This window comes from Streptomyces sp. HB132, assembly GCF_016909575.1.
GTDB lineage: Bacteria > Actinomycetota > Actinomycetes > Streptomycetales > Streptomycetaceae > Streptomyces.
Window position 1 is genome coordinate 22,380 of record NZ_JAFBGA010000010.1, and the last position, 21,050, is coordinate 43,429.

A 21,050-nucleotide genomic window follows, 5' to 3' on the forward strand; every position below is an offset into this window, starting at 1 on the left:
CCGGGCCCCCCGGAACCGACCCGGCTCTCCCGGTGCGGGCGCCTTCCCCGGTCCCGTCGGGGGACCGGGAGGAGGCACCCGGCGGCGGGACGAGCCGGCCGTTCCGCACACGGCCGGCCGAGGGGACGTTCAGCCGGCTCCACCCGCCGGCCACAGCGCCAGCAGGTCCCCCGGCTTGTGGAGTACGGCGTCGGGCGACGCGGCAAGCAGCGCGGCCTCGTCCGTCTCCCCCCACAGCGCCGCCAGTGCGGCGACCCCCGCCCCGTGCGCGCTCTCTATGTCGGTGACCGCGTCCCCGACCATCACCGCGCTGTCGGGCTCGGCTCCGAGCAGTTCAAGTGCCTTGAGCACGATGTCCGGAGCGGGCTTCGGGTGAGCGATCTCGTCCGACCCGATCACGTGGTCGAAGAGCTCCAGGACTCCCAGCTGCGACAGCAGTGAACGCGCCCGCGGCCCGCTCTTGCCCGTGGCCACGGCGAGCCGGAATCCCCGCTCCCGCAGTGTGTGCAGCATCTCCGGCACCCCGTCGAACATGGGAACCAGGTGAGCCATCCGATAGCTCTCCCTGACGAAGGGCTCCTGCATCGCGAGCGGCAGATCCATGATGCGCATGATGTCGGGGAAGTACCGGCCCAGATGCCGGTTGTACTCCTCGAACGGCGCCGGCCCTTCGCCCACGACCTCCGCGTAGGCGATGGAGAACGCCTCACGCATCACCTCGGTGCTGTCCACCAGTACACCGTCGAGGTCGAACACCACCACACTTCTGGGGTGCTCCAGCGTACCCACGGCGGGCGTTTCCCCCGTCAGCCCCGTCATGCGCCTGTCCATCCGGTACTCCCTGGTCGCGTCGTGGTTCGGAACGGTCTGCCGGGCACTGGCGTAGAGACGCTCGATGACCCCGATGGTCCGGCGTGCGTCCGCCACGGCCCGCCCGGTCATGCCCGGGTCACCCAGCAACCCGGGCAGTTCGTCGAGCTGCCGGTCGTACTCCGCACCGATCTGCTCGGCTGCCAACGGCACCTGCGTCGTCTCACCGTCGACGGTGAACGTCAGGCTGGAGCCCCCCTCGCGGTTGGGGCTGAACCCGAAGGTGCAGCGCAGCGAGGCCACGCCCGCACTGCCCTCGACCGTGATCCGCGTGACGTCGCGCGCCTCGTGCGACGCCCAGCTCGCGCGGAGCGCCACGGAGACGCCGTCCTCGGTGAGCAGGAAGCCCCGGACGGTGTCCTCGACGTCGCCGCCTGCCGCGTTCTTGCCCGCAGTGGGGACACGATCGCGCCAGCCGGCCCGTGCTCCGGACGTGTTGACGAAGTCGTCGGACACCGCGCCGACCACCTGCGTCACCGCGGCAGGTCCCAGAACCGGCGCGACGCAGTCGAGCAGGTGCCATCCGAGGTCGACCAGTGCGCCGCCACCCGCAAGCCGGGCCTGCGTGAACCAGCCCCCGGAGTCCGGAACGCCACGCGCCCGTACCCAGGACACGTCGACGTGCCGGACCCGTCCCACGGCCGACACCCGTTCGTACAACGCCCGGACGTCGGCCCGGTACCGGGCCGCGCTGCCGGCGAGCAGCACCGCGCCTCCGGCGCGTTCCGCCTCCGCGAGCCGGTCGGCCTCGGCGGAGGTCAGGCACACCGGCTTCTCGAGGAACACGGGTATGCCCCGGGCCAGTAGTTTCTCGGCGATGTCGGCGTGCAGGTGGTTGGGCACGGCTACGACCGCGAGGTCGACGGTCCCGGACTCGATCTCCGCGACGTCACCCAGCCGCGGAACCCCCGTGTCCACGGGTCCTGCCACCGGGTCGACCACAGCCACGACTTCGAAGGCCGGATGCCCGGTCAGCCGGGGGAGCCAGATCTCCCGGCCCGCCCATCCCATCCCGACCACCACGACACGGACGGGCGCGTTCACGCCCCGGCCACGCTCTCGGCGACGACGGCGGCGATGTCGTGCATCTGCTGCTCGGTGCCCAGCAGGGTCCGGTGGTGCAACCAGACGGAGTCCCGGGTGAGCGCCTCGGAGTTCGGGCAGCGGCGCGCGATGTCCTCCACGGACTCCTCGGGAGCGGCGGACTCCCAGAAACCGTCGCTGCGGTAGATGGCGCGGAAACCGACGAACGCCGGGAGCCCACGCTCGATCAGGGTGTCCACGAGCGCGTTGCGACGCTCCTCACCGAGGTCGGGGACCCGGAACATGGCCATGTAGTGCGGATTGCGGTCGTTGCGCTCGTCCCTGGTCTGGGGTACGACACCGGGGATCTCGGCGAGCAGGCTCGCCAGCAGCGGCCAGCGGTCCTCACGCGTGTCGATCTGCCCCGCCAGACGCCCCAGTTGGGCCCGCAGGACCGACGCGCTGAACTCGTTCATCCGGAAGTTGGAGCCCGAGGTGTTGTGGAAGTACTTGCGGTCCGTCGGAGGCCGACCACAGCTGTGCCGCAGGAACGCGCTGTCGTACAGCTCACGGGTCGGGAAGGTCACCGCGCCCCCCTCGCCCGCGGTCATGAGCTTGCCGTTCTGGAAGCTGAAGGCGGCGACGGAGCCGAGCTCGCCGACCTTCTTCCCCTGCCACTGCGCACCGTGGGCATGCGCCGCGTCCTGCAGGATCGCCACACCCGCGTCGGCGGTCAGCTTCTCCAGCGCGTCCATGTCGGCGATCTGACCCGCCATGTGGACCGGCATCACGGCCTTGGTCCTGGGTCCCATCGCGGCGGCGACGGCGGCCGGATCGATGCAGTACGTCTCCAGGTCGACGTCCACCGGAACGGCCACCGCGCCCAGCCGCTGGGCGGCCTGCGAGGAGGAGATGAAAGTGAAGGCGGGAACGATGACCTCGGAGCCGGGGCCGACTCCGAGCACCTGGAGGGCGAGCTCCAGCGCATGCGTCCCGTTGGTCACCGCGAGGGCGTACGGGGCACCGTGGTATTCGGCGAACTCCTTCTCGAAGGTGTCGACCTCGCTCCCCCCGATGCGCCACCACTGACCCTGGTCGAGGGCGCGGACCAGTGCGCTCCGCTCCTCGTCCCCGTACTGCGGCCAGGCGGGGAATTCAAATGACTGCGGCGAAGGACCCATTGACTACACACGCTCCGAGTGAATTGAATCGACCTGGGCCATGAAACTAACGCAGCAATGCATTCACCCTTCCCCCTCCTCCTTCCCCTACCACCCCCCTATTCGCGTGCGGGACGACGGATCGTCGCCACGGATACCGGTGCGGGGGCGATGTGCCTGATGCAGCTGTGAACAGGGCGGGGATACGGTGTGCGGCGCTCTGCCGAGTCGACGACATGCGGATTTCGGGAACGGTTTCGTAAACGGTGACCAGCCGATACGTCGCCACTTCCGGAACCCCTACGGAAGTCTCACTGATGGTCATTCGGGAGCGCGACAGACCCGATGTTCGGGAATGTGCGGTGCGGGTTGTCCAAACGGGTCGCGAAGGAACGCCGGCCGGTCGTCATACCGTCGGAGGCGTTCGTGATCGGCGCTGTGGCCGTCTCCACCGAGCAGTCGCCGCAGTTCATGGCTGTCCGAGCAGCGCAGTGCGTGGGACGCCGCGCGAACCGTCCAGGCCCGCCTTCGGCGAACTCGGCCCGGACCGCGTCCGAGCCGCTCGACGGCCCCACGGAGCCGCGGCGCGGTGACGACGTCGCACCATTCCGCGCGTCGACACCTACCGGCACGCCGTCGCCGAGGACGGCGAGCGCTACCCGCTGTACGGCGCCGCCGCAGCCAACATCACGCCCTGCGCCTTCTGGCCGTACACCCCGGCAGAGCCGCCGGTCGCGGTCGACGACGACGGACCGCGCAACGTGCTCCGCGTGCAGAACCTGCGCGACGCGCCCACACCTCACCTCGGCGGAAAGACGCTGCGCCAGAAATTCGCGGACCGGTCCCGACTGCTGAGCGTCGACGACGGCGGGCACGGCGTCTACGTCCTCGGCGACACCCCCTGCGCGCTGAACATCACCACGCGCTACCTCGTCGAAGGCCGGATGCCCGACAAGGACACGCTCTGCCAGGCGAGTTGATCCCCGTACCGGACCCCCACGGCGCGGGAGCCAAGGGGCCCTGCCGACCCGGCGGCAGGGCCCCGACCGCCTCAGCCCTCGACCCATCCGCGGTTCTTGGCGAACTGCAGCAGTCCCTGGCGCACCTGGAGGATGTGCTCCGCGGTGAGCGCCGGTGCCGACTCCAGCAGCACCTCGGTGACGTCCCGTACGTACTCGTCCGAGCTGAGCACGTCGCACAGCACGTCGTCGCCGTCCGCCGTCTGCCTGCTCGGGGACACGAGAGCTCCCGCAGCACCGGACGCCGGGGCCGCGGTCGGCTCACTGCCGCCGCTGCCGGTGGCGAGGCGCACCGCCGAGGCCTTGAGTCCCCGGTCGCTCTGCTCGACCTCGAACTCGACCCTCAGACCGGGCCTGACGGACGCCTCCGGAATCCAGAGGTCGTTCACATGCAGAAAGACGTCCTCGCCACCGTGTTCCGGCGCGATGAATCCATAGCCCTTTGCGCTGTCGAACCGCACCACACGCCCGCTGACCATCAGAATCCGCCTCTCGAACAACCCCCCGGACCCCATGCCCGGGGACACCACTGCCGCTGCGGGGGCCGGCCCACCTACACCTGGTCCGGACGTGCCGCCGCGGCGTACCGGCCGCTGACGTCGCGGCCGTCATGAGCCACAGGTGACACCTGAGCCCTCGGTACCGGCCACAGCATAGTGTCAGTGGCACCAGCGGGCGGCGCTGCGCGAAGGCCGCTCGCCGCCGCGCGGCAGGTCGCCCCACGCGCCGGACGAGGTGTTCACGTGGCCCACGAAGAACGGGGACACGGTGGGGCGGGCGACCGGCCGTCAGCCGGGCAGCACCACAGTGCGCTGGGCCGAGAAGTCGCCCCACTTCCCGTCGGGGAGCCTGGGCCGCAGTTTGAGCGAGTAGCGGGTGCCCGGCGGGTCGGTGAGAGTGAGCCTGTACGTCGCGCGGCCCGAGGGCGGTGTGCCACCCCAGACGATGGTGGTGGTCAGCTTTCCGTTCAGGAACAGCTGGTACGCGGGAATCGTGCCGCCGGTGTCCGGCTGGTCCCAGGAGAGGTCGACCAGCGACTCCCCGGCCCGGGCCGTCACCTTCGTCCGCAGCCCGGTCGGCGCCGTGCTCGCGGGGGCGCCGGGTGCGGACGGGGTGGTGAGGTCGAGCGCGTCGCTGTCCGGCGAGGAGTGGTCGGCTGCGTCACGGGCGCGGACGGTGAAGGTGTAGACGGTGCCGGGCCGCAGCCCCGTGATCCGGGCCGTGGTCCGCGTTCCGGAGACGCTGTGGATCCTGGAATCCTCCTGGTAGACGTCGTACGAGGTGACGCCGACGTCGTCCGTGGAGCCACCCCAGGACAGGGTGACCGTCCGGCCGCTGTCCGCCCTGCCCCGTAGCTTCGACGGTCCGGTCGGCGCCTCCTCGTCGGCGGGGGCGGTCGCGGGTGTGGTGACGGTGGCGGCGGCGCTCGGGGCGGAGTGGTTTCCGGCGGCGTCGCGGGCCCTGACCGTGAAGGTGTAGGCCGTGGACGCGGTGAGCCCGTCGATGTCGGTCATCAGCGTGGCCGCGGCCACCGAGGCCGCCTTCCTCCCCTCACGGTAGACGTCGTAGCCGGTGACGCCCTTGTCGTCGGTGGACCGCTCCCACATGACGTGTACGGAGGTGGCGCTGCCGGCCTGGGCCGTCACCCCCTCGGGGACCGTCGGGTTCTCGGAGTCCGCTTCGGCGGATCCTCCACAGGCGGCGAGAGCGGCGAGGAGCAGCGCGGCGGGGCAGGCCAACGCGGTGCGTGCGTGGGGGCGTTGCACGGTGATGCCTTCCATCCGACGGCAATGGTCCAGACCTATATGCCATGCGGGTGCCGCCTCCGACAAGAGGGCGGACCGGAACATTCCGCGATGTCCGCGATGAGTTCCGGTCCCGAGGGGGGTCTTATGGGTATGGATACGCATGACGGAATCGCACCCGGACTCGATCTCGGACCGGCGGCGCGGCAGATCCGCGAACTGATCGGTGACATCGAGGACCGGCAGCTGTCCGGCCCGACACCCTGCCCCGACTACTCGGTGCGGGAGCTGCTCGGGCACCTCCTGGGACTGACCGCCGCCTTCCTCGACGCGGCACAAAAGAATCTCGGCCCGACGACCGACACGCCCCCGACGGCGGCCCTGCCGGTACTGCCCGCCGACTGGCGCACGGCGCTGCCACCCCTGCTGGACGAGCTGGTCGCGGCCTGGCGCTCACCCGCCGCGCTGGAGGGCATGACCCGGGCCGGCGGGATCGATCTGCCCGGCCAGGTCGCCGGAATGGTCGTACGGAACGAGTTGGTGGTGCACGGCTGGGACCTGGCCAGGTCGACGGGGCAGGCGTTCCGGGCGGACGAGGCGAGCCTGCGCTCGTCGGAGGCGATGCTGGCGCCCGGGGACGACGACAGGTCCGGCCCGGACGCGATCTTCGGCCCGCCGGTGCCCGTCCCGGCCGACGCGCCGCTGGCCGACCGGGTGATCGCGCTGAGCGGACGCCGGCCCGACTGGCAGCCGGGCGACTGAGGACGCAGCGCTCGGGCACGACGGTGGCGTCGCACCTGGGGCCGACGGTAAGGGGTCCGGGACTGCTCAGCTGGTGAAGAACTCGGTGATCTGCTGGGCCACCTGGTCCGCGTGCTTCTTGTGCACATGGTGACCGCCGCCCAGGGTGAGCAGCCGGCAGTCGGGGATGAGCGAGGCCATGTCGGCCAGCCTCCCCTGCGGCATGCTGCTCTCCGGACCCCCGGCGATCATCAGCGTCGGGGCGACGATCTGCCCCAGCTCCTGCTCCCACCGGGGATCCGGCTCGGCCACCTGGGCCCGGACGGCCGGCACGACGTTCTCGTCGTAGTCCACCGGGCCCGCGGGGCGGCTGTCGGCCACCAGCTGCCCCGGGAACGGCGGCGGGGTCTCGACCAGCACCAGTCGCTCCACCCGGTCGGCGTGCTCCTCGGCGAGCAGATAGGCGACCACGCCGCCCATCGAGTGGCCGACGAGGCCGACCCGGTCGAGCTCGCAGGCGTCGAGGAACTCCAGGACGTCGTCCCGCATCTGCTCGAAGCCGTACTCGTCGGGCCAGTCGCTCTCGCCGTGGCCGCGCAGGTCGATGGCGTACACCCGCCACTCCTCGCCGAGCAGGGTGCCGACGGCCTCCCAGCTCAGGGACGAGCCGCCGAGGCCGTGCAAGAGGACGACGGGCGAGCCGAAGGGGTCACCCCAGGTCCGATACGCCAGCCGCACTTCGCCGACGTCCACAACAGACTGATCTTCCATATCGCGAACGCTACAGGCGCCCCGCCCCGGTCGGGACCGCCCCCTGCCTGGCAGGCTTGGTGCGTGAAACACAGGCGCCCCGCCCTCGCCGCCGTCGCGGCCCTCGTCCTGACCGGCTGTTCCGGAACCGGTTCCCCCTCCCCCGAGACGGGTCTCGACGACCCCGCGAAGAAGGACATCGCCATGCGGCTGGTGTCCAGCGCGGAGAACTCCACGCTGGACTGGAAGGCCCAGTACGGCTACATCGAGGACATCGGCGACGGCCGCGGCTACACCGCCGGCATCATCGGGTTCTGCTCCGCCACCGGCGACCTGCTGAAGGTCGTCGAGCGCTACACGGCGAAGCGCCCGGGCAACGCGCTCGCGGACTTCCTTCCGGCACTGCGCGCGGTGAACGGCAGTGACTCGCACGAAGGGCTCGGCGCCGCCTTCGCCCACGCCTGGGCGGAGGCGGCGGCGGATCCGCGTTTCCGGGCCGCGCAGGACGCGGAGCGGGACAGCTCGTACTTCGATCCGGCGGTCGAGCGCGCCGAGGCCGACGGGCTCAGCGCCCTGGGGCAGTTCGTCTACTACGACGCCTATGTGATGCACGGGTACGCCGACGCCGAGGGCACGGTCGGCTTCCGCACGATGCGCGCGCAGGCCCTCGCCGAGGCCGATCCGCCGTCCGGGGGAGGTGACGAGGAGGCCTATCTGAACGCCTTCCTCGACGCCCGGGTGGCCGCGATGCGCAAGGAGCCCTCACACAGCGACACCAGCCGGGTGGAGACCGCCCAACGCGTCTTCGTCAGGGAGGGGAGGCTCCAGTTGGAAACCCCCCTGGTGTGGAAGGTCTACGGCGAGCGCTTCCGCATCGACGGAAGCTGAAGTGCTCGGGTCCGTCCGTGCACGGGGGTTACGACGCGCTCCGACCTCTGGTAGGAAAGTTTACTAACAGAATATCGGAACGACGAACTCCTGCTGGAGGACCGGTGCATCACCCCCACAACAGCACCTCACGTCGCACCACCCGATTCACCCGCACCGTCGGATTCACCGTGCTGGCCCTCGGGCTGACCTTCACGGCGATTCCGGCCATCGCCCACGCCGGCGCCCCCACGCCGCCGGCCGCACACCTGGAGGCAGCAGCGACCGGTCTCGACGACCCCGCGAAGAAGGACATCGCGATGCAGCTGGTGTCCAGCGCGGAGAACTCCACGCTGGACTGGAAGGCCCAGTACGGCTACATCGAGGACATCGGCGACGGCCGCGGCTACACCGCCGGGATCATAGGGTTCTGCTCCGGCACCAGCGACATGCTCGGTCTGGTGGAGCTGTACACGGAGCGGAAGCCGGGCAATGTCCTGGCGTCGTACCTGCCCGCCCTGCGGGACGTGAACGGCACCGATTCGCACGAGGGGCTCGACCCCGGTTTCACCGGCCACTGGGCCGAGGCCGCGGCGGACGACGCGTTCCGGCAGGCCCAGAACGACGAGCGCGACCGGGTGTACTTCGACCCGGCCGTGCGCCAGGCCAAGGCCGACGGCCTCGGCACGCTGGGGCAGTTCGCCTACTACGACGCCATCGTGATGCACGGCGGGGGCGGCGACAGCACCAGCTTCGGAGCCATCCGGCAGATGGCCCTGGCCGAGGCGAGCCCGCCGTCGCAGGGCGGTGACGAGGTGGCCTACCTCGACGCGTTCCTCGACGCACGGGTGTGGGCGATGAAGCAGGAGGAGGCCCACTCCGACACCAGCCGGGTGGACACGGCCCAGCGGGTGTTCCTGCGGAACGGCAACCTGGATCTGGACCCGCCGCTGGACTGGCAGGTCTACGGCGACAGCTTCCACATCGGCTGACACCACCCGCAGGGTGCGCGTACGGATCCCTGCCGTGGGTCTCCGTACGCGCACCGAGGGGTCAGTGGGCGACGGGCAGGGCCATCGGATCCTTGGGCTGTTCGCTGTCCGCGGCTTCCGTCCCCGGCTCCGCGTCGGGCGTCCGGCCCCAGTGGTTGAAGGCCAGGTTCAGGACGATCGCCACCACGCAGCCGGTGGAGATGCCCGAGTCCAGGACGACGAGCAGGTCCTCGGGGAAGGCGTGGTAGAAGTCCGGAGCCGCGATCGGGATGAGGCCGATACCGACGGCCGCCGCGACGATCAGGGCGTTCTCGCCCTTCTCCAGGGCCGCGGTCGCCAGGGTCTGGATACCGCTCGCGGCCACCGACCCGAAGAGCACTATGCCCGCGCCCCCGAGGACCGGAAGCGGTACGAGGGCGATGACGGACGCGGCCACGGGGACCAGCCCGAGCAGCACGAGGATCGCCCCGCCCGCGGCGACGACGAACCTGCTGCGGACCTTGGTCATGGCGACCAGCCCGATGTTCTGGGCGAACGCGCTGCACATGAAGCCGTTGAAGAGCGGGCTCACGGCGCTGCCCAGGGTGTCGGCACGCAGTCCGCCCTCGATGGTCCGCTCGTCCGCGGGGCGGCCGACGATCTTGCCGAGGGCCAGCATGTCGGCGGTGGACTCGGTCATGCAGACCAGCATCACGATGCACATCGAGATGATGGCCGCGATCTCGAACTGCGGTGCGCCGAAGTGGAACGGCGTCGGGAAGCCGACCACGTCGGCGTCGCCCAGTGCCCCGAAGTCGGTGATGCCGGCGGGGATGGCGATCAGGGTGCCGATGACCAGGCCGAGCAGGATGGCGATCTGCTGGAGGAAGCCCCGCAGCAGTTTGCGCAGGGCGAGCACGATCACGAGCGTGACGGCGGCCATCGTGATGTTCGTCGTCGAACCGTAGTCGTCGGCGGCCGCGTTGCCGCCCTGCGACCAGTTGAAGGCGACCGGCAGCAGCGAGACCCCGATCAGGGTGATGACCGTGCCGGTGACGACGGGCGGGAAGAACCGCACCAGCTTGCAGAAGTACGGCGCGAGGACGAAGCCGAGGAGGCCGGCGACGATGATCGCGCCGAAGATGACGGCGATGCCGTCGTGTCCGCGGTCCTTGCCTATCGCGATCATCGGGGTGACCCCGGCGAACGAGACGCCGTTGACGAACGGCAGCCGGGCGCCTATTCGCCAGAAGCCGAGCGTCTGGAGCAGGGTGGCTATGCCCGCGGTGAAGAGGCTCGCCCCCATGAGGAAGGCGGTCTCCTCGGCGCTGAGACCCACGGCGGGCCCCACGATCATGGGCGGGGCCACCACCCCCGCGTACATCGCGGCCACGTGCTGCAGACCGCTGGTGAACATCCGCAGGGGCGGAAGCTTCTCGTCGACCGGATGCTTCCGGCCGTGCTCCTCGACTGCGCTTGCGTCGGCCGCGCTTCCTTCGGCTGCGCTTCCTTCGGCCGCGCTTCCTTCGACTGCGTTCTTACGAAACCTGGGCGTAGCTGCCACGGCTTCCTCCGGTCGGGTACACGTCGGACGACGTGGGTGTCAGGGAGGTGGTGCGGAGTGGTGCGTTGGTGCAGGTCGTGCAGCTGGTGCGGGCAGCTTGGAGCTCACCTGTGCGGGTGCGCGTACGCGACGTACGCGCACCCGCACAGGCTGCCGTCGACCCTGCTGGGTCCACGGCGGCCGGCCGAGGGCCGTCCCCCTCGGCCGGCCTGTCAGGGGGCGCGGAGCATCAGGCTCCGGCCGCGATCCGGGCCAGTCGCCCGGCCTCGTCACGGGTCGCGCGCGCGATGGCGTCCTCGTCCACCGTGGTGAGGTGGTTGTCCTCGACGACGGTTCTGCCGTTGACGAGGGAGAGGGTGACGGGGGCAGCGGCACCGAGGACCAGTGCGGTCACGGGGTCCGCGATGGAGGCGTGGGCGAGGGTGTCCATCTTCCACAGCACGAGGTCGGCGAGCTTGCCTGGCTCCAGGGAGCCGATCTCGTCGGCCCGGCCGAGCACCCTGGCTCCGCCGTACGTTCCGAGGCGCAGCGCCTGACGGGCGTTCAGCGCCTTCTCGCGGTGGGCGCCGAGGCGGTTGACGAGGAGGGCGTTGCGCAGTTCGGTGTGGAGTTCGCCGGACTCGTTGGAAGCGGTGCCGTCGACGCCGAGCCCGACCGGCACACCGGCGGCGAGCATGTCGGGGACTCGGGCGATGCCCGCGGCGAGACGGGCGTTGGAGGACGGGCAGTGCGCGACGCCGGTGCCGGTGCGGGCGAAGGCGGCGATGTCGGAGTCGTTCATGTGGACGCAGTGCGCCATCCACACGTCGTCACCGAGCCAGCCGGTCGACTCGAAGTAGTCGGTCGGCCCCATCCCGAACAGCTCCTTGCAGAACTGCTCCTCCTCGACGGTCTCCGAGCCGTGGGTGTGCAGCCTCACGCCACGACGACGCGCCAACTCCGCTCCCTGTCGCAACAGTTCGGTGGACACCGAGAACGGCGAGCAGGGGGCGACCGCGATCTGTGTCATCGCGCCGAACGAGGTGTCGTGGTGCTCGTCGATGGTCGCCTCGGTGGCGGCGAGCGCTCCGTCGAGGGTTTCCACCGCGAAGTCCGGCGGCAGTCCGCCGTCCTTCTCGCTGCGGTCCATGGAGCCGCGGGCGAGGGTGAAGCGTACGCCCATGTCGCGGGCGGCGCCGATGATCGCGCCGGACAGGTCGCCGGAACCGCGGGGGTAGACGTAGTGGTGGTCCATGGCGGTGGTGACCCCGCCGCGGGCCATCATCGCGAGCGAGCCCTGGGCGGCCGCGCGGGCCATCGGCTCGTCGATGCGCGCCCACGTCGGGTACAGCGCGACCAGCCAGTCGAAGAGGTTGTGGTCGGTAGCCAGGCCCCGGGTGATCCACTGGTAGAAGTGGTGGTGGGTGTTGACCAGGCCGGGCGTGACGAGGTGCCCGGTGCCGTCGATGCGGCGTACGACACCGGTGAGGCCCTCAGGTGCCTTGCCGGCACCGACGGCCTCGATGCGGTTGTCCGCCACGACGATGTGCCCCGAGGCGTACTCGGTGTCGTGGGCGTCGACGGTGGCGATGGAGCAGTTCTCGATGACGGTGCGCTGAATGGTCCTTGTATCCGCCGTAGTTGCCATGGTGCTTCCCTCTTCTGTCTCTGGCGATGTGGGCACGGCAGGACCCTAGGAGGATTTGAGTGCCACAGCGTTACGGCTGTGGGTGCCGAGATGATGGAAGAACAGATTGAGCAGGACCGCCACGAGGGCTCCCGCGCTGATCCCTGAGCCGAGCACGGTCTGCGCCCAGGAGGGGAATCCGGCGTAGAAGGCGGGCGCCGCGAGCGGGATGATGCCCGCGCCGAGTGCCACCGCCACGAGGATGATGTTGGAGCTGTCGTCGAGTCCGGCCTCGGACAGGGTCCGGATGCCGCTGACCGCGATCGAGCCGAACAGGACGATGCCGGCGCCTCCGAGCACGGGCATCGGAACCAGTGAGACGATCGCCCCGAGCACGGGGAAGGCGCCCAGGACCAGCAGCGCACCGCCGGCCGCGGCGACCACGTAGCGGCTGCGTACCCGGGTCAGCGAGACGACGCCGACGTTCTGGGCGAAGGCGCTGGTGGGGAAGCCTCCGAAGACGGGGCCCAGGAGGGTGGCGATGCCGTCGGTGCGCAGACCCCGCGTGATGGTGGCGCCGTCGGTGCGCCGCTCGCAGATCTCGCCGAGCGCCAGCATTCCGGCTGACGACTCCGTCATCAGTACCAGCATCACGATGCACAGGGAGAGGATCGCGGCGGGCCGGAATTCGGGTGCGCCGAAGGCGAAGGGTGTGGGCAGGGCGGCGACGGGCGCGGACCCGAGTGCGGAGAAGTCGGCGAGTCCGAAGGGGACGGCCGCGACGGTTCCGACGAACATGCCCGCGAGCAGGGCGACCTGCTTGACGAAGCCACGTCCGAAGCGCTGGATCAGGAGGATGACGACGAGGGTGAAGGCGGCGAGCGCCAGGTACTTCATGGCGCCGAAGTCGTCGGCGGTGGCGTCGCCTCCCTGGGCCCAGCCGACGGGCACCGGCATCAGGGTGACGCCGATGAGGGTGATGACTACGCCGGTGACGAGCGGGGGGAAGAAGCGCAGGAGGCGTCCGAAGAACGGGCCGACGGCCAGGCAGAAGACGCCTGCGACGAGCACCGCTCCGTAGATCGCGGGGAGTTGACGACCGGGGGCACTCGTCTCCGCGATGGCGAGCATCGGCGCGATCCCGGCGGAGGACGCCGCGTTGACGAAGGGCAGCCGGTTCCCGGCGAAGCGTCCGGCACCGAGGGTCTGGACGAGGGTGGCGAGCCCCGCGATCAGGAGACTCGCCGCGATCAGCCGGGTCATTCCGGCCGGGTCGAGTCCCACGGCCTGCCCGATGATGAGCGGAGGGGTGACGACGCCCGCGTACATGGCGGCGATGTGCTGGAGCGCGGCGGGGACGAGCCGCGAGGGCGGGAGCTTCTCGTCCACCGGGTGCACTGCCGTTCCGGCAGCGGTCGGTGGGGCGGTACACGGGCCTTTCGCCGGCCCCGTTGCAGGCTGTGCCATGGGATTTCCCTCCGGGATGACCGGCCCTCGCCCCGCGGGGGCGGGGGCCGGTTCAGCACCGCGTCAGAGGTTGGTCATGTCGACCGGGATCTTCGGCTCGACGCCGTCCCGGAGCACCGTCGCCTCGATGAGACCGTACGGGCGGTCGGCCGCGAAGTAGACCTCGTTGTCGTTCTCGAGGCCGAAGGGCTCCAGGTCCACGAGGAAGTGGTGGTTGTTCGGCAGGGAGAAGCGGATCTCGTCGATCTCGCTGCGGTTGTCGATGATGCGGGAACCCATCTGGTACAGGGTCTGCTGGAGCGAGAGGGAGTACGTCTCCGCGAAGGCCTGGAGCATGTGCTTGCGCGTCTGCTCGTAGGACTTCTCCCAGTTCGGCATGCGCTCTTCGTCGCTGGTCCAGTTGTAGCGCCACCTGGCGGAGACGTCGGTCGCGAGGATGCGGTCGTACGCCTCCTTCAGCGTCGTGTACCTGTCCTTGACGTAGCCCCAGAACTCCGAGTTGGTGGAGTTCAGCACGGTGAGGTCCTTGAGGCCGGAGACGACCTCCCACTTCTCACCGTCGAAGGTGATCTGGGTGGTGCGCGTCTGCTGGCCCTTGCGGACGAAGGAGTGCTTGACCTCGTCGGCACCGATGAACTTCGAGTTGCCGTCGGAGGTCGCTATACGCTCCCAGCCGTACTCCTCGATCCTGATCCTGGCCACCTTGATCGGCTCCTGCGAACTCACGAAGTGCCGGGCGAGGTGGATGCCGAACTGCTCGGCCGACTCGATGCCGTGCTCCTTGGCGAAGGCGAACACCGTGTTCTTGGTGGTGTCGGTCGGCAGGACGTTGGCGTTGGAGCCGGAGTAGTGGACGTCGTCCATGTCGCCGGAGAGGGCGACCGAGACGTTGAGGTCCTTGATGTGGTGGGTGTCGCCGTCCCGCGTGATCCTGACGACGCGGTTCTCTGCTTTGCCGTACTGGTTCTGGCCGAGAATCGTGGGCATTGTCTGCTAGCTCCCTCGGTAAACGGAGTAGCCGAACGGGTTGAGCAGCAGCGGTACGTGGAAGTGCTCGCCCGGAGTGACGGCGAATGCGATCACCACCTCCGGGAAGAACGCGCCGCTGTCCCTTACGCGGGGGGCGTCCTGCTGCGCCTCGGCTTGTTTCTTCGCGGTGAAGTACGACTCGGTGTCGAAGACGAGCCGCACGTGGGTGGTTCCTTCCGGCAGGGCCGGCAGGTCTTTGCAGCGCCCGTCCGCGTCGGTCGCGGATCCGCCGAGCGCCACGTACTGCGCGTCGCCGCCGCTGCGGGCGGCCAGGGAGACGGTGACGGCTTCGGCGGGACGGCCGATGCTGGTGTCCAGGATGTGGGTGGACACCGAAGCGGTGGTGTCGGTGCTCAAGACCGTCACGCTCCTTGTTCTCGGAAGGGCTGTACGAGGTCCTGGTCCTCAGGAGTCCTGTACGAGGCGGGTCAGCCGGATGCGGTTGATCTTGCCCAGCTCGGTGCGGACGATCTCCCTCTCCTGCTCGGGCGAGTTCCCGGTGCGGGCCTTCACCGCGTCGCGCATCTGCTCACCGGTGGCTCCGGTGGCGCAGATCAGGAAGACGTGTCCGAACCGTTCCTGGTAGGCCAGGTTGAGTTCGAGCATCTCCGCCTTGAGCTCCTCGGACGCACCGGCCATCCCCCGCTGCTCACGGGCGGAGGCCGGGTCCCCCGGCTTGGGGCGGCCGATCGGTGGATGGCCGGCCATCGCCTCGGCCAGGTCCTCCGCGGAGAGCTCGGCCACGGCGGCGTCACTGGCGGAGAACAGGGCTTCCTTGCCGGTGTAGGGCCGGCGGGCTAGGACGGTGCGGCCCCACGCCGCGCTTGCACACACCTCGTGCAGCTCGGCTGCGGCCTCCTCGGCCGCCAGGGTGTTGAACCGGGCGAGGCCCGGTGTGGAGCTCGTAGTCACGGGAGCCTCCGTGGCTTTTCGGCTGTGCGTTGTCGGGCTGCGGACAGCTAACGCCCTTCACAACACCACGTCAACAGTTTGTTGAAATTCCGCGAACAGATGATGCCGCCGCCCGAGTTTCCGGACGACGGCATCGGCACCTGGGATCGGCTACTCACCCTTGGCCGCGTTGTCCCGGTTCAGATAGTTGTAGACGGTGAAGCGGCTGACGCCGAGCGCGCCTGCGACGGTCTCGACGCCGTGCCGCACCGAGAAGGCGCCGCGCGCCTCGAGGCTGCGCACCACGCCCTGCTTGGCCTTGCGGTCCAGTTCGGCGAGCGGCATTCCGTGCCGCCGCTCCATGGCGGCCAGGATGTGGTCGAGCGATTCCGAGAGCTGCGGGAGCCGCACCGCTATGACGTCCGCCCCCTCCCAGGCGAGCACCACGTCATCAGGGGTGGCCTGCCCCGGGTCGAGCAGTTCGGCGCCCATGGCGTCGACGAGCGGCTTCACCGCGAGGACCAGGGGGTGGTCGGCCGGTCCGGTCACGGGGTGTCCTCCCCGATCACGTTGAGCTGGAGGGACACCCGTGTGGCCCCCGAGGCCAGGGCCTTGCGCAGCAGGGAGTCCACCGCCGTGAGGACCTGGTCGGCGTGCCCTTCGGCCGTGTTCCCGAAGGGGCCCACGTCCACGGCGTCCAGGTCGGCGGTCTGGATGACCTCGCGGGCCACGACCGCGTGAGCGGGTGCCTCGTCGAGATCGAAGGGCTCGGTGGTGAATTCCACCCTCAAGCGCACGGTGCCTCCCTCATGTCCCGCCGCGTCCGTCGGCTCGCACGGCTCGTCCCGACCCTAAGGCACGGACCTCCCGCACCGAGGGGCTCACCGGCGCCGCGCCCCAGGATCTCGAGCCGGCCGCCTGACCAGGCACATCCGGGCGGGCTCGGAGCGGGGGGCGAGCGGGCCGCCACCCCACCCCCGGGCGTCCGGAATCCGGCTCCCCCTTGACAGCCTCACCACCAGCCAGGCAATCTTCCGTTAGGCAGAAACAAACTTCCGCAATACGGAAGGAGCGCATGATGGGCCACTCGGACCAGCGCTTCGATGTGAACCTCTCGATCCTCTTCACCGAACTCCCGCTCCTGGAGCGTCCCGCGGCGGCCGCCGCCGCCGGCTTCACCGCGGTCGAGCTCTGGTGGCCCTGGATCGAGACCCCCGCCCCGGCGCAGGCCGAGCTCGACGCCCTGAAAAAGGCGCTCGACGACGCGGGAACACAGCTGGTGGGGCTCAACTTCTACGCGGGCCGGCTCCCCGGCCCGGACCGCGGGGCGCTTTCGCTGCCCGGCGAGGAGTCGGACCGCTTCCGCGCCAACATCGGCGTGGCGGCGGACTTCGCGGCCTCCGTCGGCTGCAAGGCGCTCAACGCTCTCTACGGCAACCGCGTCGAGGGCGTGGACCCGGCCGCCCAGGACGAACTCGCCCTGGAGAACCTGGTCCTGGCCGCCAGGGCGGCCGACCGCATCGGGGCGACCCTCCTGATCGAGACCCTCAACGCCACGGAGTCGCCGCTCTACCCCCTGGTCAGCGCACCGGCGGGCGTCGAGGTCGTCGACCGCGTCAACGAGGCGACGGGCCTGGGCAACGCCGCGTTCCTGCTCGACCTCTACCACCTGTCGATGAACGGCGAGGACCTCAGCCAGGTGATCAAGGCGTACGCCGCGAAGACCGGTCACGTCCAGATCGCCGACAACCCGGGGCGCGGCGCGCCCGGCACCGGCTCGCTCCCGCTGGAGGGGCTCCTCGACGAGCTGGCCGAAGCCGGTTACGACGGCTGGGTCGGCCTGGAGTACAAGCCGAGCGACCGCACGGGCGCCGAGTCGTTCGCGTGGCTCGCCGCCGAGCACCGGCCGGCCCGCTGAGGGCTCCCGCCCCACGTTCACACGCTTACCGGAAGGCACCCTCATGAGCAGCAACCTCCCCAAGGTCGCCTGGATCGGACTCGGCATCATGGGCTCCCCCATGTCCGAGAATCTGGTCGAGGCCGGGTACCGGGTGACCGGCTACACCCTGGAGCAGGACAAGGTCGACCGGCTCGTCGCGGCGGGCGGCACGGGGGCCGCCTCGATCGCGGACGCGGTTCGCGACGCCGACGTCGTCATCACCATGGTCCCGGCGTCCCCGCAGGTCGAGGCCATCGCGTACGGCCCCGACGGCATCCTGGAGAACGCCAGGCGGGGTGCCCTGCTGATCGACATGTCGTCGATCACCCCGCAGACCTCCGTGGACCTGGCATCGAGCGCGAAGGACAAGGGCATCCGTGTACTGGACGCCCCCGTGTCCGGGGGCGAGGCAGGCGCGATCGAGGCCGTCCTGTCCATCATGGTCGGTGGCGAGCAGACGGACTTCGACGCCGCCCAGCCCCTGCTCCAGGCGTTGGGCAGGACGATCGTGCTGTGCGGCCCCCACGGTTCCGGCCAGACGGTGAAGGCGGCCAACCAGCTGATCGTCGCGGTCAACATCCAGGCGTGCGCCGAGGCCGTCGTCTTCCTGGAGAAGTCCGGCGTCGATCTGGCCGCCGCACTCGACGTACTGAACGGTGGTCTCGCCGGCTCGACGGTCCTGACCCGCAAGAAGGACAACTTCCTCAAGCGCGACTTCGCTCCGGGCTTCCGGATCGACCTGCACCACAAGGACATGGGCATCGTGACGGACGCCGCCCGCAACGTCGGCGCGGCACTGCCCGTCGGCGGGGTCGTGGCCCAGCTGGTCGCCTCCCTGCGCGCCCAGGGCGACGGCGGGCTCGACCACTCGGCGCTGCTGCGCTCCATCGAGCGGCTCTCCGGCTCCCAGGTCTGACATCCCGGCCCCACCCGGGGCCCCTGAACTCCGGGTCGCGGCGGCGCTGACACCTGTCCTGTCGCGCCCAGGCGCCGTCGCGGCCCGGAACCCCTTCCTCCAATTTCAACAAACTGTTGACGCGTCGATCCAGGCTTATCTACGCTCCTGAAGCCGTCAGCAGCCCCGTACGGAAGGCCTCCATGTCCCAGCGTGTGCTCACGACCGAGTCAGGCGCCCCGGTCGCCGACAACCAGAACTCCGCCACGGCCGGCGCCGGCGGGCCGATCATCGTCCAGGACCAGCACCTGCTCGAGAAGCTCGCCCGTTTCAACCGTGAGCGCATCCCGGAGCGCGTCGTCCACGCGCGCGGCTCCGGTGCGTACGGCTACTTCGAGGTGACCGACGACGTCACCGGTCTCACCCGCGCCGACTTCCTCTCCGAAGTGGGACGCCGCACCGAGACCTTCCTCCGCTTCTCCACGGTCGCCGACTCCCTCGGCGGCGCGGACGCCGTACGCGACCCCCGCGGCTTCGCCCTCAAGTTCTATACGAACGAGGGCAACTACGATCTCGTCGGCAACAACACCCCGGTGTTCTTCGTCAAGGACCCGGTCAAGTTCCCCGACTTCATCCACTCCCAGAAGCGGGACCCGTTCACGGGCCGCCAGGAGCCTGACAACGTCTGGGACTTCTGGGCACACTCCCCGGAGGCCACCCATCAGATCACGTGGCTGATGGGCGACCGGGGTATCCCAGCCTCGTACCGTCACATGAACGGCTACGGCTCGCACACCTACCAGTGGACGAACGCGGAGGGCGAGGCCTTCTTCGTGAAGTACCACTTCAAGACGAACCAGGGCGTGCGTTCCCTCTCCGCCGAGCAGGCCGCCGAACAGGTCGGCAAGGACGCCGACTCGCACCAGACCGACCTGCTCCAGGCCATCGAGCGGGGCGTCAACCCGTCCTGGACGCTGCACGTACAGGTGATGCCGGCCGCCGAGGCCGCCGACTACCGCTTCAACCCTTTCGACGTCACGAAGGTGTGGCCGCACGCCGACTACCCGCTGCGGCGCGTGGGCCGTCTGGTGCTGGACCGCAACCCGGACAACGTCTTCGCCGAGGTGGAGCAGGCCGCGTTCTCGCCGAACAACTTCGTCCCCGGCATCGGCCCTTCCCCGGACAAGATGCTGCAGGGCCGGCTGTTCGCGTACGCCGACGCGCAGCGCTACCGGCTGGGCGTCAACCACACCCAGCTGCCGGTCAACGCGCCGAAGGCCGCCGTCGTCGACAACTACGGCCGCGACGGGCTGCACGCGACGCGTCACGGCTCACGCCGGGACAAGAACTACGAGCCCAACTCGTACGCCGGACCCTCGCAGACCGGTGAGGCGCCGGCCGCCCCGCTCGCCGTGCACGGCTGGACGGGTACGCACGAGGTGCCCGCTCACACGAAGGACGACGACTTCTTCCAGGCGGGTGAGCTCTACCGGCTGATGTCGGCGGACGAGAGGAACCGCCTGATCGCCAACATCGCTGGAGGCCTCTCGCAGGTCACCCGCGACGACGTCATCGAGAAGAACCTCTCCCACTTCCACGCCGCCGACGCCGAGTACGGCAAGCGCGTGGAGGAGGCGGTCCGCGCCCTGCGCGAGGACTGAGCCTCCCTCCCAGGGCCCTGCCCGTGCCGCGCACCCGGATGAGGGACAGCGCGCGGCACCGGCAGGACGGGACCGCGGCGGCGGACGACGCCAGTGCGGTGGCGAAGGGCCGGGCGGCCCGGCTCCAGACCTGAAGGAACCGCGCCGCCCGCCGCCCACGCCCGCCGTCGCGGTCGCCGTGGCACACGACAGCAGGGGTGCGGTGTACGCCGGTTCGGCGTGCACCGCACCCCTGCTGTCGTGGCGTGCCGCCACTCCCCCATCCGCTCCACCGCAGGTCACCCGGGGTCATCCCGCGTCCGGGAGGTCCTCGCCGGGCAGGTCGAACAGGCGTTGCGAGCGTTGCCCGTTGAAGAGCCGCAGAGCCGTGACCCACGGCCAGTGGTCCTCGGGCTCCAGACGGGGGCACGCGATGCGGTGCGGAATACGGCACCTGGCGCCGGGCAGCGGCTCCGCGTCCCACAGGTTCAGTGCGGTCCCGGCCGAGGTGATGATCCATCGTCGCCGAGGGGGGACGGTGTGGGCCGGGACGAGGATGCGGGGCTCCAGGAGGATCCAGTGCCCGGCGTACTCGGTGGCGTACCGGTCCTGCGGGAGGTCGCAGAACGGGCACTCGGGCGGTGCCGGTGGTCGTGGGGCGGTGGCCCCTTCGAGGAGCGCGTGGAAGGCTGCCGTCAGGTGGTCGGAGTCGCCGTCGGGTCGGTCCGGGCAGGACGCGGTGTTCTCGGTGTCCCCCATGGACCAAGGATCCGGGCGGGCCTCCGGGTTCGCATAGGACGCGATCCGGCCGCACCGGTTGGTGCGCGAGCCCTTCGGTGGGCCGGAGGGAACCCCGTGAGGCGCACGGGGACT

The 21,050-nt window shown here is 70.3% G+C and carries 21 protein-coding genes; 7 read left to right on the plus strand and 14 right to left on the minus strand.

The window, feature by feature from the left end; all coding sequences use genetic code 11:
• Positions 1–129 precede the first annotated feature (129 nt).
• Together JOC24_RS34045 and JOC24_RS21930 are read right to left on the minus strand one after the other, a co-directional pair.
• On the minus strand, positions 130–1,914 hold the full coding sequence (locus tag JOC24_RS34045) for an HAD-IA family hydrolase (RefSeq protein WP_307792747.1): 1,785 nt from the start codon (positions 1,912–1,914) through the stop codon (positions 130–132).
• On the minus strand, positions 1,911–3,074 hold the full coding sequence (locus JOC24_RS21930; RefSeq protein ID WP_205022066.1) for a DegT/DnrJ/EryC1/StrS family aminotransferase: 1,164 nt from the start codon (positions 3,072–3,074) through the stop codon (positions 1,911–1,913). The genes JOC24_RS34045 and JOC24_RS21930 overlap by 4 nt, the downstream gene beginning before the upstream one ends.
• 641 nt (positions 3,075–3,715) lie before the next feature.
• Here JOC24_RS21930 and JOC24_RS21935 point away from each other — a divergent pair.
• Positions 3,716–4,033: an alpha/beta hydrolase gene (locus tag JOC24_RS21935; protein ID WP_239580833.1), complete on the plus strand. Its 318-nt coding sequence runs from the start codon at positions 3,716–3,718 to the stop codon at positions 4,031–4,033.
• Between the two features lie 71 nt (positions 4,034–4,104).
• On the opposite strand, the gene JOC24_RS21940 is transcribed toward JOC24_RS21935, so the two are convergent.
• Positions 4,105–4,551, minus strand: a complete 447-nt coding sequence (locus tag JOC24_RS21940; protein WP_205022067.1) for a cold-shock protein — start codon at positions 4,549–4,551, stop codon at positions 4,105–4,107.
• 309 nt (positions 4,552–4,860) lie between these two features.
• Positions 4,861–5,853: a fibronectin type III domain-containing protein gene (locus tag JOC24_RS21945; RefSeq protein ID WP_205022068.1), complete on the minus strand. Its 993-nt coding sequence runs from the start codon at positions 5,851–5,853 to the stop codon at positions 4,861–4,863.
• 117 nt (positions 5,854–5,970) lie between these two features.
• Here JOC24_RS21945 and JOC24_RS21950 point away from each other — a divergent pair, with 117 nt between their 5' ends.
• Positions 5,971–6,579, plus strand: coding sequence for a TIGR03086 family metal-binding protein (locus JOC24_RS21950; protein WP_205022069.1), 609 nt, complete (start codon positions 5,971–5,973; stop codon positions 6,577–6,579).
• A gap of 66 nt (positions 6,580–6,645) precedes the next feature.
• Here JOC24_RS21950 and JOC24_RS21955 read toward each other — a convergent pair whose 3' ends face one another.
• The gene (locus JOC24_RS21955; protein WP_205022070.1) at positions 6,646–7,329 is read right to left on the minus strand and encodes an alpha/beta fold hydrolase; all 684 of its coding nucleotides are present in this window, start codon (positions 7,327–7,329) and stop codon (positions 6,646–6,648) included.
• A 63-nt stretch (positions 7,330–7,392) separates the two neighbouring features.
• Between JOC24_RS21955 and JOC24_RS21960 the strand changes: the two genes are divergently transcribed.
• Both JOC24_RS21960 and JOC24_RS21965 read left to right on the plus strand, forming a co-directional pair.
• Positions 7,393–8,196: a chitosanase gene (locus tag JOC24_RS21960; protein WP_307792748.1), complete on the plus strand. Its 804-nt coding sequence runs from the start codon at positions 7,393–7,395 to the stop codon at positions 8,194–8,196.
• 104 nt (positions 8,197–8,300) lie between these two features.
• The gene (locus tag JOC24_RS21965) at positions 8,301–9,167 is read left to right on the plus strand and encodes a chitosanase (RefSeq protein WP_307792749.1); all 867 of its coding nucleotides are present in this window, start codon (positions 8,301–8,303) and stop codon (positions 9,165–9,167) included.
• 61 nt (positions 9,168–9,228) lie between these two features.
• On the opposite strand, the gene JOC24_RS21970 is transcribed toward JOC24_RS21965, so the two are convergent.
• The 8 genes from JOC24_RS21970 to JOC24_RS22005 all read right to left on the minus strand — a co-directional run bounded on the left by JOC24_RS21970 (position 9,229) and on the right by JOC24_RS22005 (position 16,500).
• Complete coding sequence (locus tag JOC24_RS21970; protein ID WP_205022071.1) at positions 9,229–10,710, minus strand: nucleobase:cation symporter-2 family protein; 1,482 nt, start codon at positions 10,708–10,710, stop codon at positions 9,229–9,231.
• Between the two features lie 229 nt (positions 10,711–10,939).
• Positions 10,940–12,337: an 8-oxoguanine deaminase gene (locus JOC24_RS21975; RefSeq protein WP_205022072.1), complete on the minus strand. Its 1,398-nt coding sequence runs from the start codon at positions 12,335–12,337 to the stop codon at positions 10,940–10,942.
• A gap of 45 nt (positions 12,338–12,382) precedes the next feature.
• A complete protein-coding gene (locus JOC24_RS21980; protein WP_205022073.1) occupies positions 12,383–13,783 on the minus strand; it encodes a nucleobase:cation symporter-2 family protein in 1,401 nt (466 codons plus the stop codon).
• 63 nt (positions 13,784–13,846) lie between these two features.
• Positions 13,847–14,770 (minus strand): factor-independent urate hydroxylase, encoded by a 924-nt coding sequence (gene pucL, locus JOC24_RS21985; protein WP_205022074.1) that lies wholly within the window; start codon positions 14,768–14,770, stop codon positions 13,847–13,849.
• A gap of 6 nt (positions 14,771–14,776) precedes the next feature.
• On the minus strand, positions 14,777–15,169 hold the full coding sequence (uraH, locus tag JOC24_RS21990) for a hydroxyisourate hydrolase (RefSeq protein ID WP_205022075.1): 393 nt from the start codon (positions 15,167–15,169) through the stop codon (positions 14,777–14,779).
• Between the two features lie 48 nt (positions 15,170–15,217).
• Complete coding sequence (gene uraD / locus JOC24_RS21995; RefSeq protein ID WP_205022076.1) at positions 15,218–15,724, minus strand: 2-oxo-4-hydroxy-4-carboxy-5-ureidoimidazoline decarboxylase; 507 nt, start codon at positions 15,722–15,724, stop codon at positions 15,218–15,220.
• Between the two features lie 150 nt (positions 15,725–15,874).
• On the minus strand, positions 15,875–16,252 hold the full coding sequence (locus JOC24_RS22000; RefSeq protein WP_205022077.1) for a helix-turn-helix domain-containing protein: 378 nt from the start codon (positions 16,250–16,252) through the stop codon (positions 15,875–15,877).
• Entirely contained in the window at positions 16,249–16,500 is a 252-nt protein-coding gene (locus JOC24_RS22005) for a YkoF family thiamine-binding protein (RefSeq protein WP_205022078.1), read from the minus strand. The genes JOC24_RS22000 and JOC24_RS22005 overlap by 4 nt, the downstream gene beginning before the upstream one ends.
• Positions 16,501–16,781: 281 nt before the next feature.
• Here JOC24_RS22005 and JOC24_RS22010 point away from each other — a divergent pair, with 281 nt between their 5' ends.
• The 3 genes from JOC24_RS22010 (at position 16,782) to JOC24_RS22020 (ending at position 20,198) form a co-directional block, all read left to right on the plus strand.
• Positions 16,782–17,621: a TIM barrel protein gene (locus JOC24_RS22010; RefSeq protein ID WP_205022250.1), complete on the plus strand. Its 840-nt coding sequence runs from the start codon at positions 16,782–16,784 to the stop codon at positions 17,619–17,621.
• Between the two features lie 43 nt (positions 17,622–17,664).
• A complete protein-coding gene (locus tag JOC24_RS22015) occupies positions 17,665–18,558 on the plus strand; it encodes a 2-hydroxy-3-oxopropionate reductase (protein ID WP_205022079.1) in 894 nt (297 codons plus the stop codon).
• Between the two features lie 182 nt (positions 18,559–18,740).
• Positions 18,741–20,198 carry a catalase gene (locus tag JOC24_RS22020; RefSeq protein ID WP_205022080.1) on the plus strand — a complete coding sequence of 486 codons (1,458 nt, stop codon included), beginning with the start codon at positions 18,741–18,743 and terminating at the stop codon, positions 20,196–20,198.
• Between the two features lie 288 nt (positions 20,199–20,486).
• Here the strand turns inward: JOC24_RS22020 and JOC24_RS22025 are convergent, their stop codons facing one another.
• Positions 20,487–20,936, minus strand: coding sequence for a DUF6083 domain-containing protein (locus JOC24_RS22025; protein WP_205022081.1), 450 nt, complete (start codon positions 20,934–20,936; stop codon positions 20,487–20,489).
• Between the last annotated feature and the right edge of the window lie 114 nt (positions 20,937–21,050).

Excerpts from the sequence above, each read along its gene's own strand:
- JOC24_RS21930 (WP_205022066.1), bottom strand. The coding sequence starts at position 3,074 with ATGGGTCCTTCGCCGCAGTCATTTGAATTCCCCGCCTGGCCGCAGTAC.
- JOC24_RS21940 (WP_205022067.1), bottom strand. The coding sequence starts at position 4,551 with ATGGTCAGCGGGCGTGTGGTGCGGTTCGACAGCGCAAAGGGCTATGGA.
- JOC24_RS21945 (WP_205022068.1), bottom strand. The coding sequence starts at position 5,853 with ATGGAAGGCATCACCGTGCAACGCCCCCACGCACGCACCGCGTTGGCC.
- JOC24_RS21950 (WP_205022069.1), top strand. The coding sequence starts at position 5,971 with ATGGATACGCATGACGGAATCGCACCCGGACTCGATCTCGGACCGGCG.
- JOC24_RS21955 (WP_205022070.1), bottom strand. The coding sequence starts at position 7,329 with ATGGAAGATCAGTCTGTTGTGGACGTCGGCGAAGTGCGGCTGGCGTAT.
- JOC24_RS21975 (WP_205022072.1), bottom strand. The coding sequence starts at position 12,337 with ATGGCAACTACGGCGGATACAAGGACCATTCAGCGCACCGTCATCGAG.
- JOC24_RS21980 (WP_205022073.1), bottom strand. The coding sequence starts at position 13,783 with ATGGCACAGCCTGCAACGGGGCCGGCGAAAGGCCCGTGTACCGCCCCA.
- pucL (WP_205022074.1), bottom strand. The coding sequence starts at position 14,770 with ATGCCCACGATTCTCGGCCAGAACCAGTACGGCAAAGCAGAGAACCGC.
- JOC24_RS22010 (WP_205022250.1), top strand. The coding sequence starts at position 16,782 with ATGGGCCACTCGGACCAGCGCTTCGATGTGAACCTCTCGATCCTCTTC.
- JOC24_RS22015 (WP_205022079.1), top strand. The coding sequence starts at position 17,665 with ATGAGCAGCAACCTCCCCAAGGTCGCCTGGATCGGACTCGGCATCATG.
- JOC24_RS22020 (WP_205022080.1), top strand. The coding sequence starts at position 18,741 with ATGTCCCAGCGTGTGCTCACGACCGAGTCAGGCGCCCCGGTCGCCGAC.
- JOC24_RS22025 (WP_205022081.1), bottom strand. The coding sequence starts at position 20,936 with ATGGGGGACACCGAGAACACCGCGTCCTGCCCGGACCGACCCGACGGC.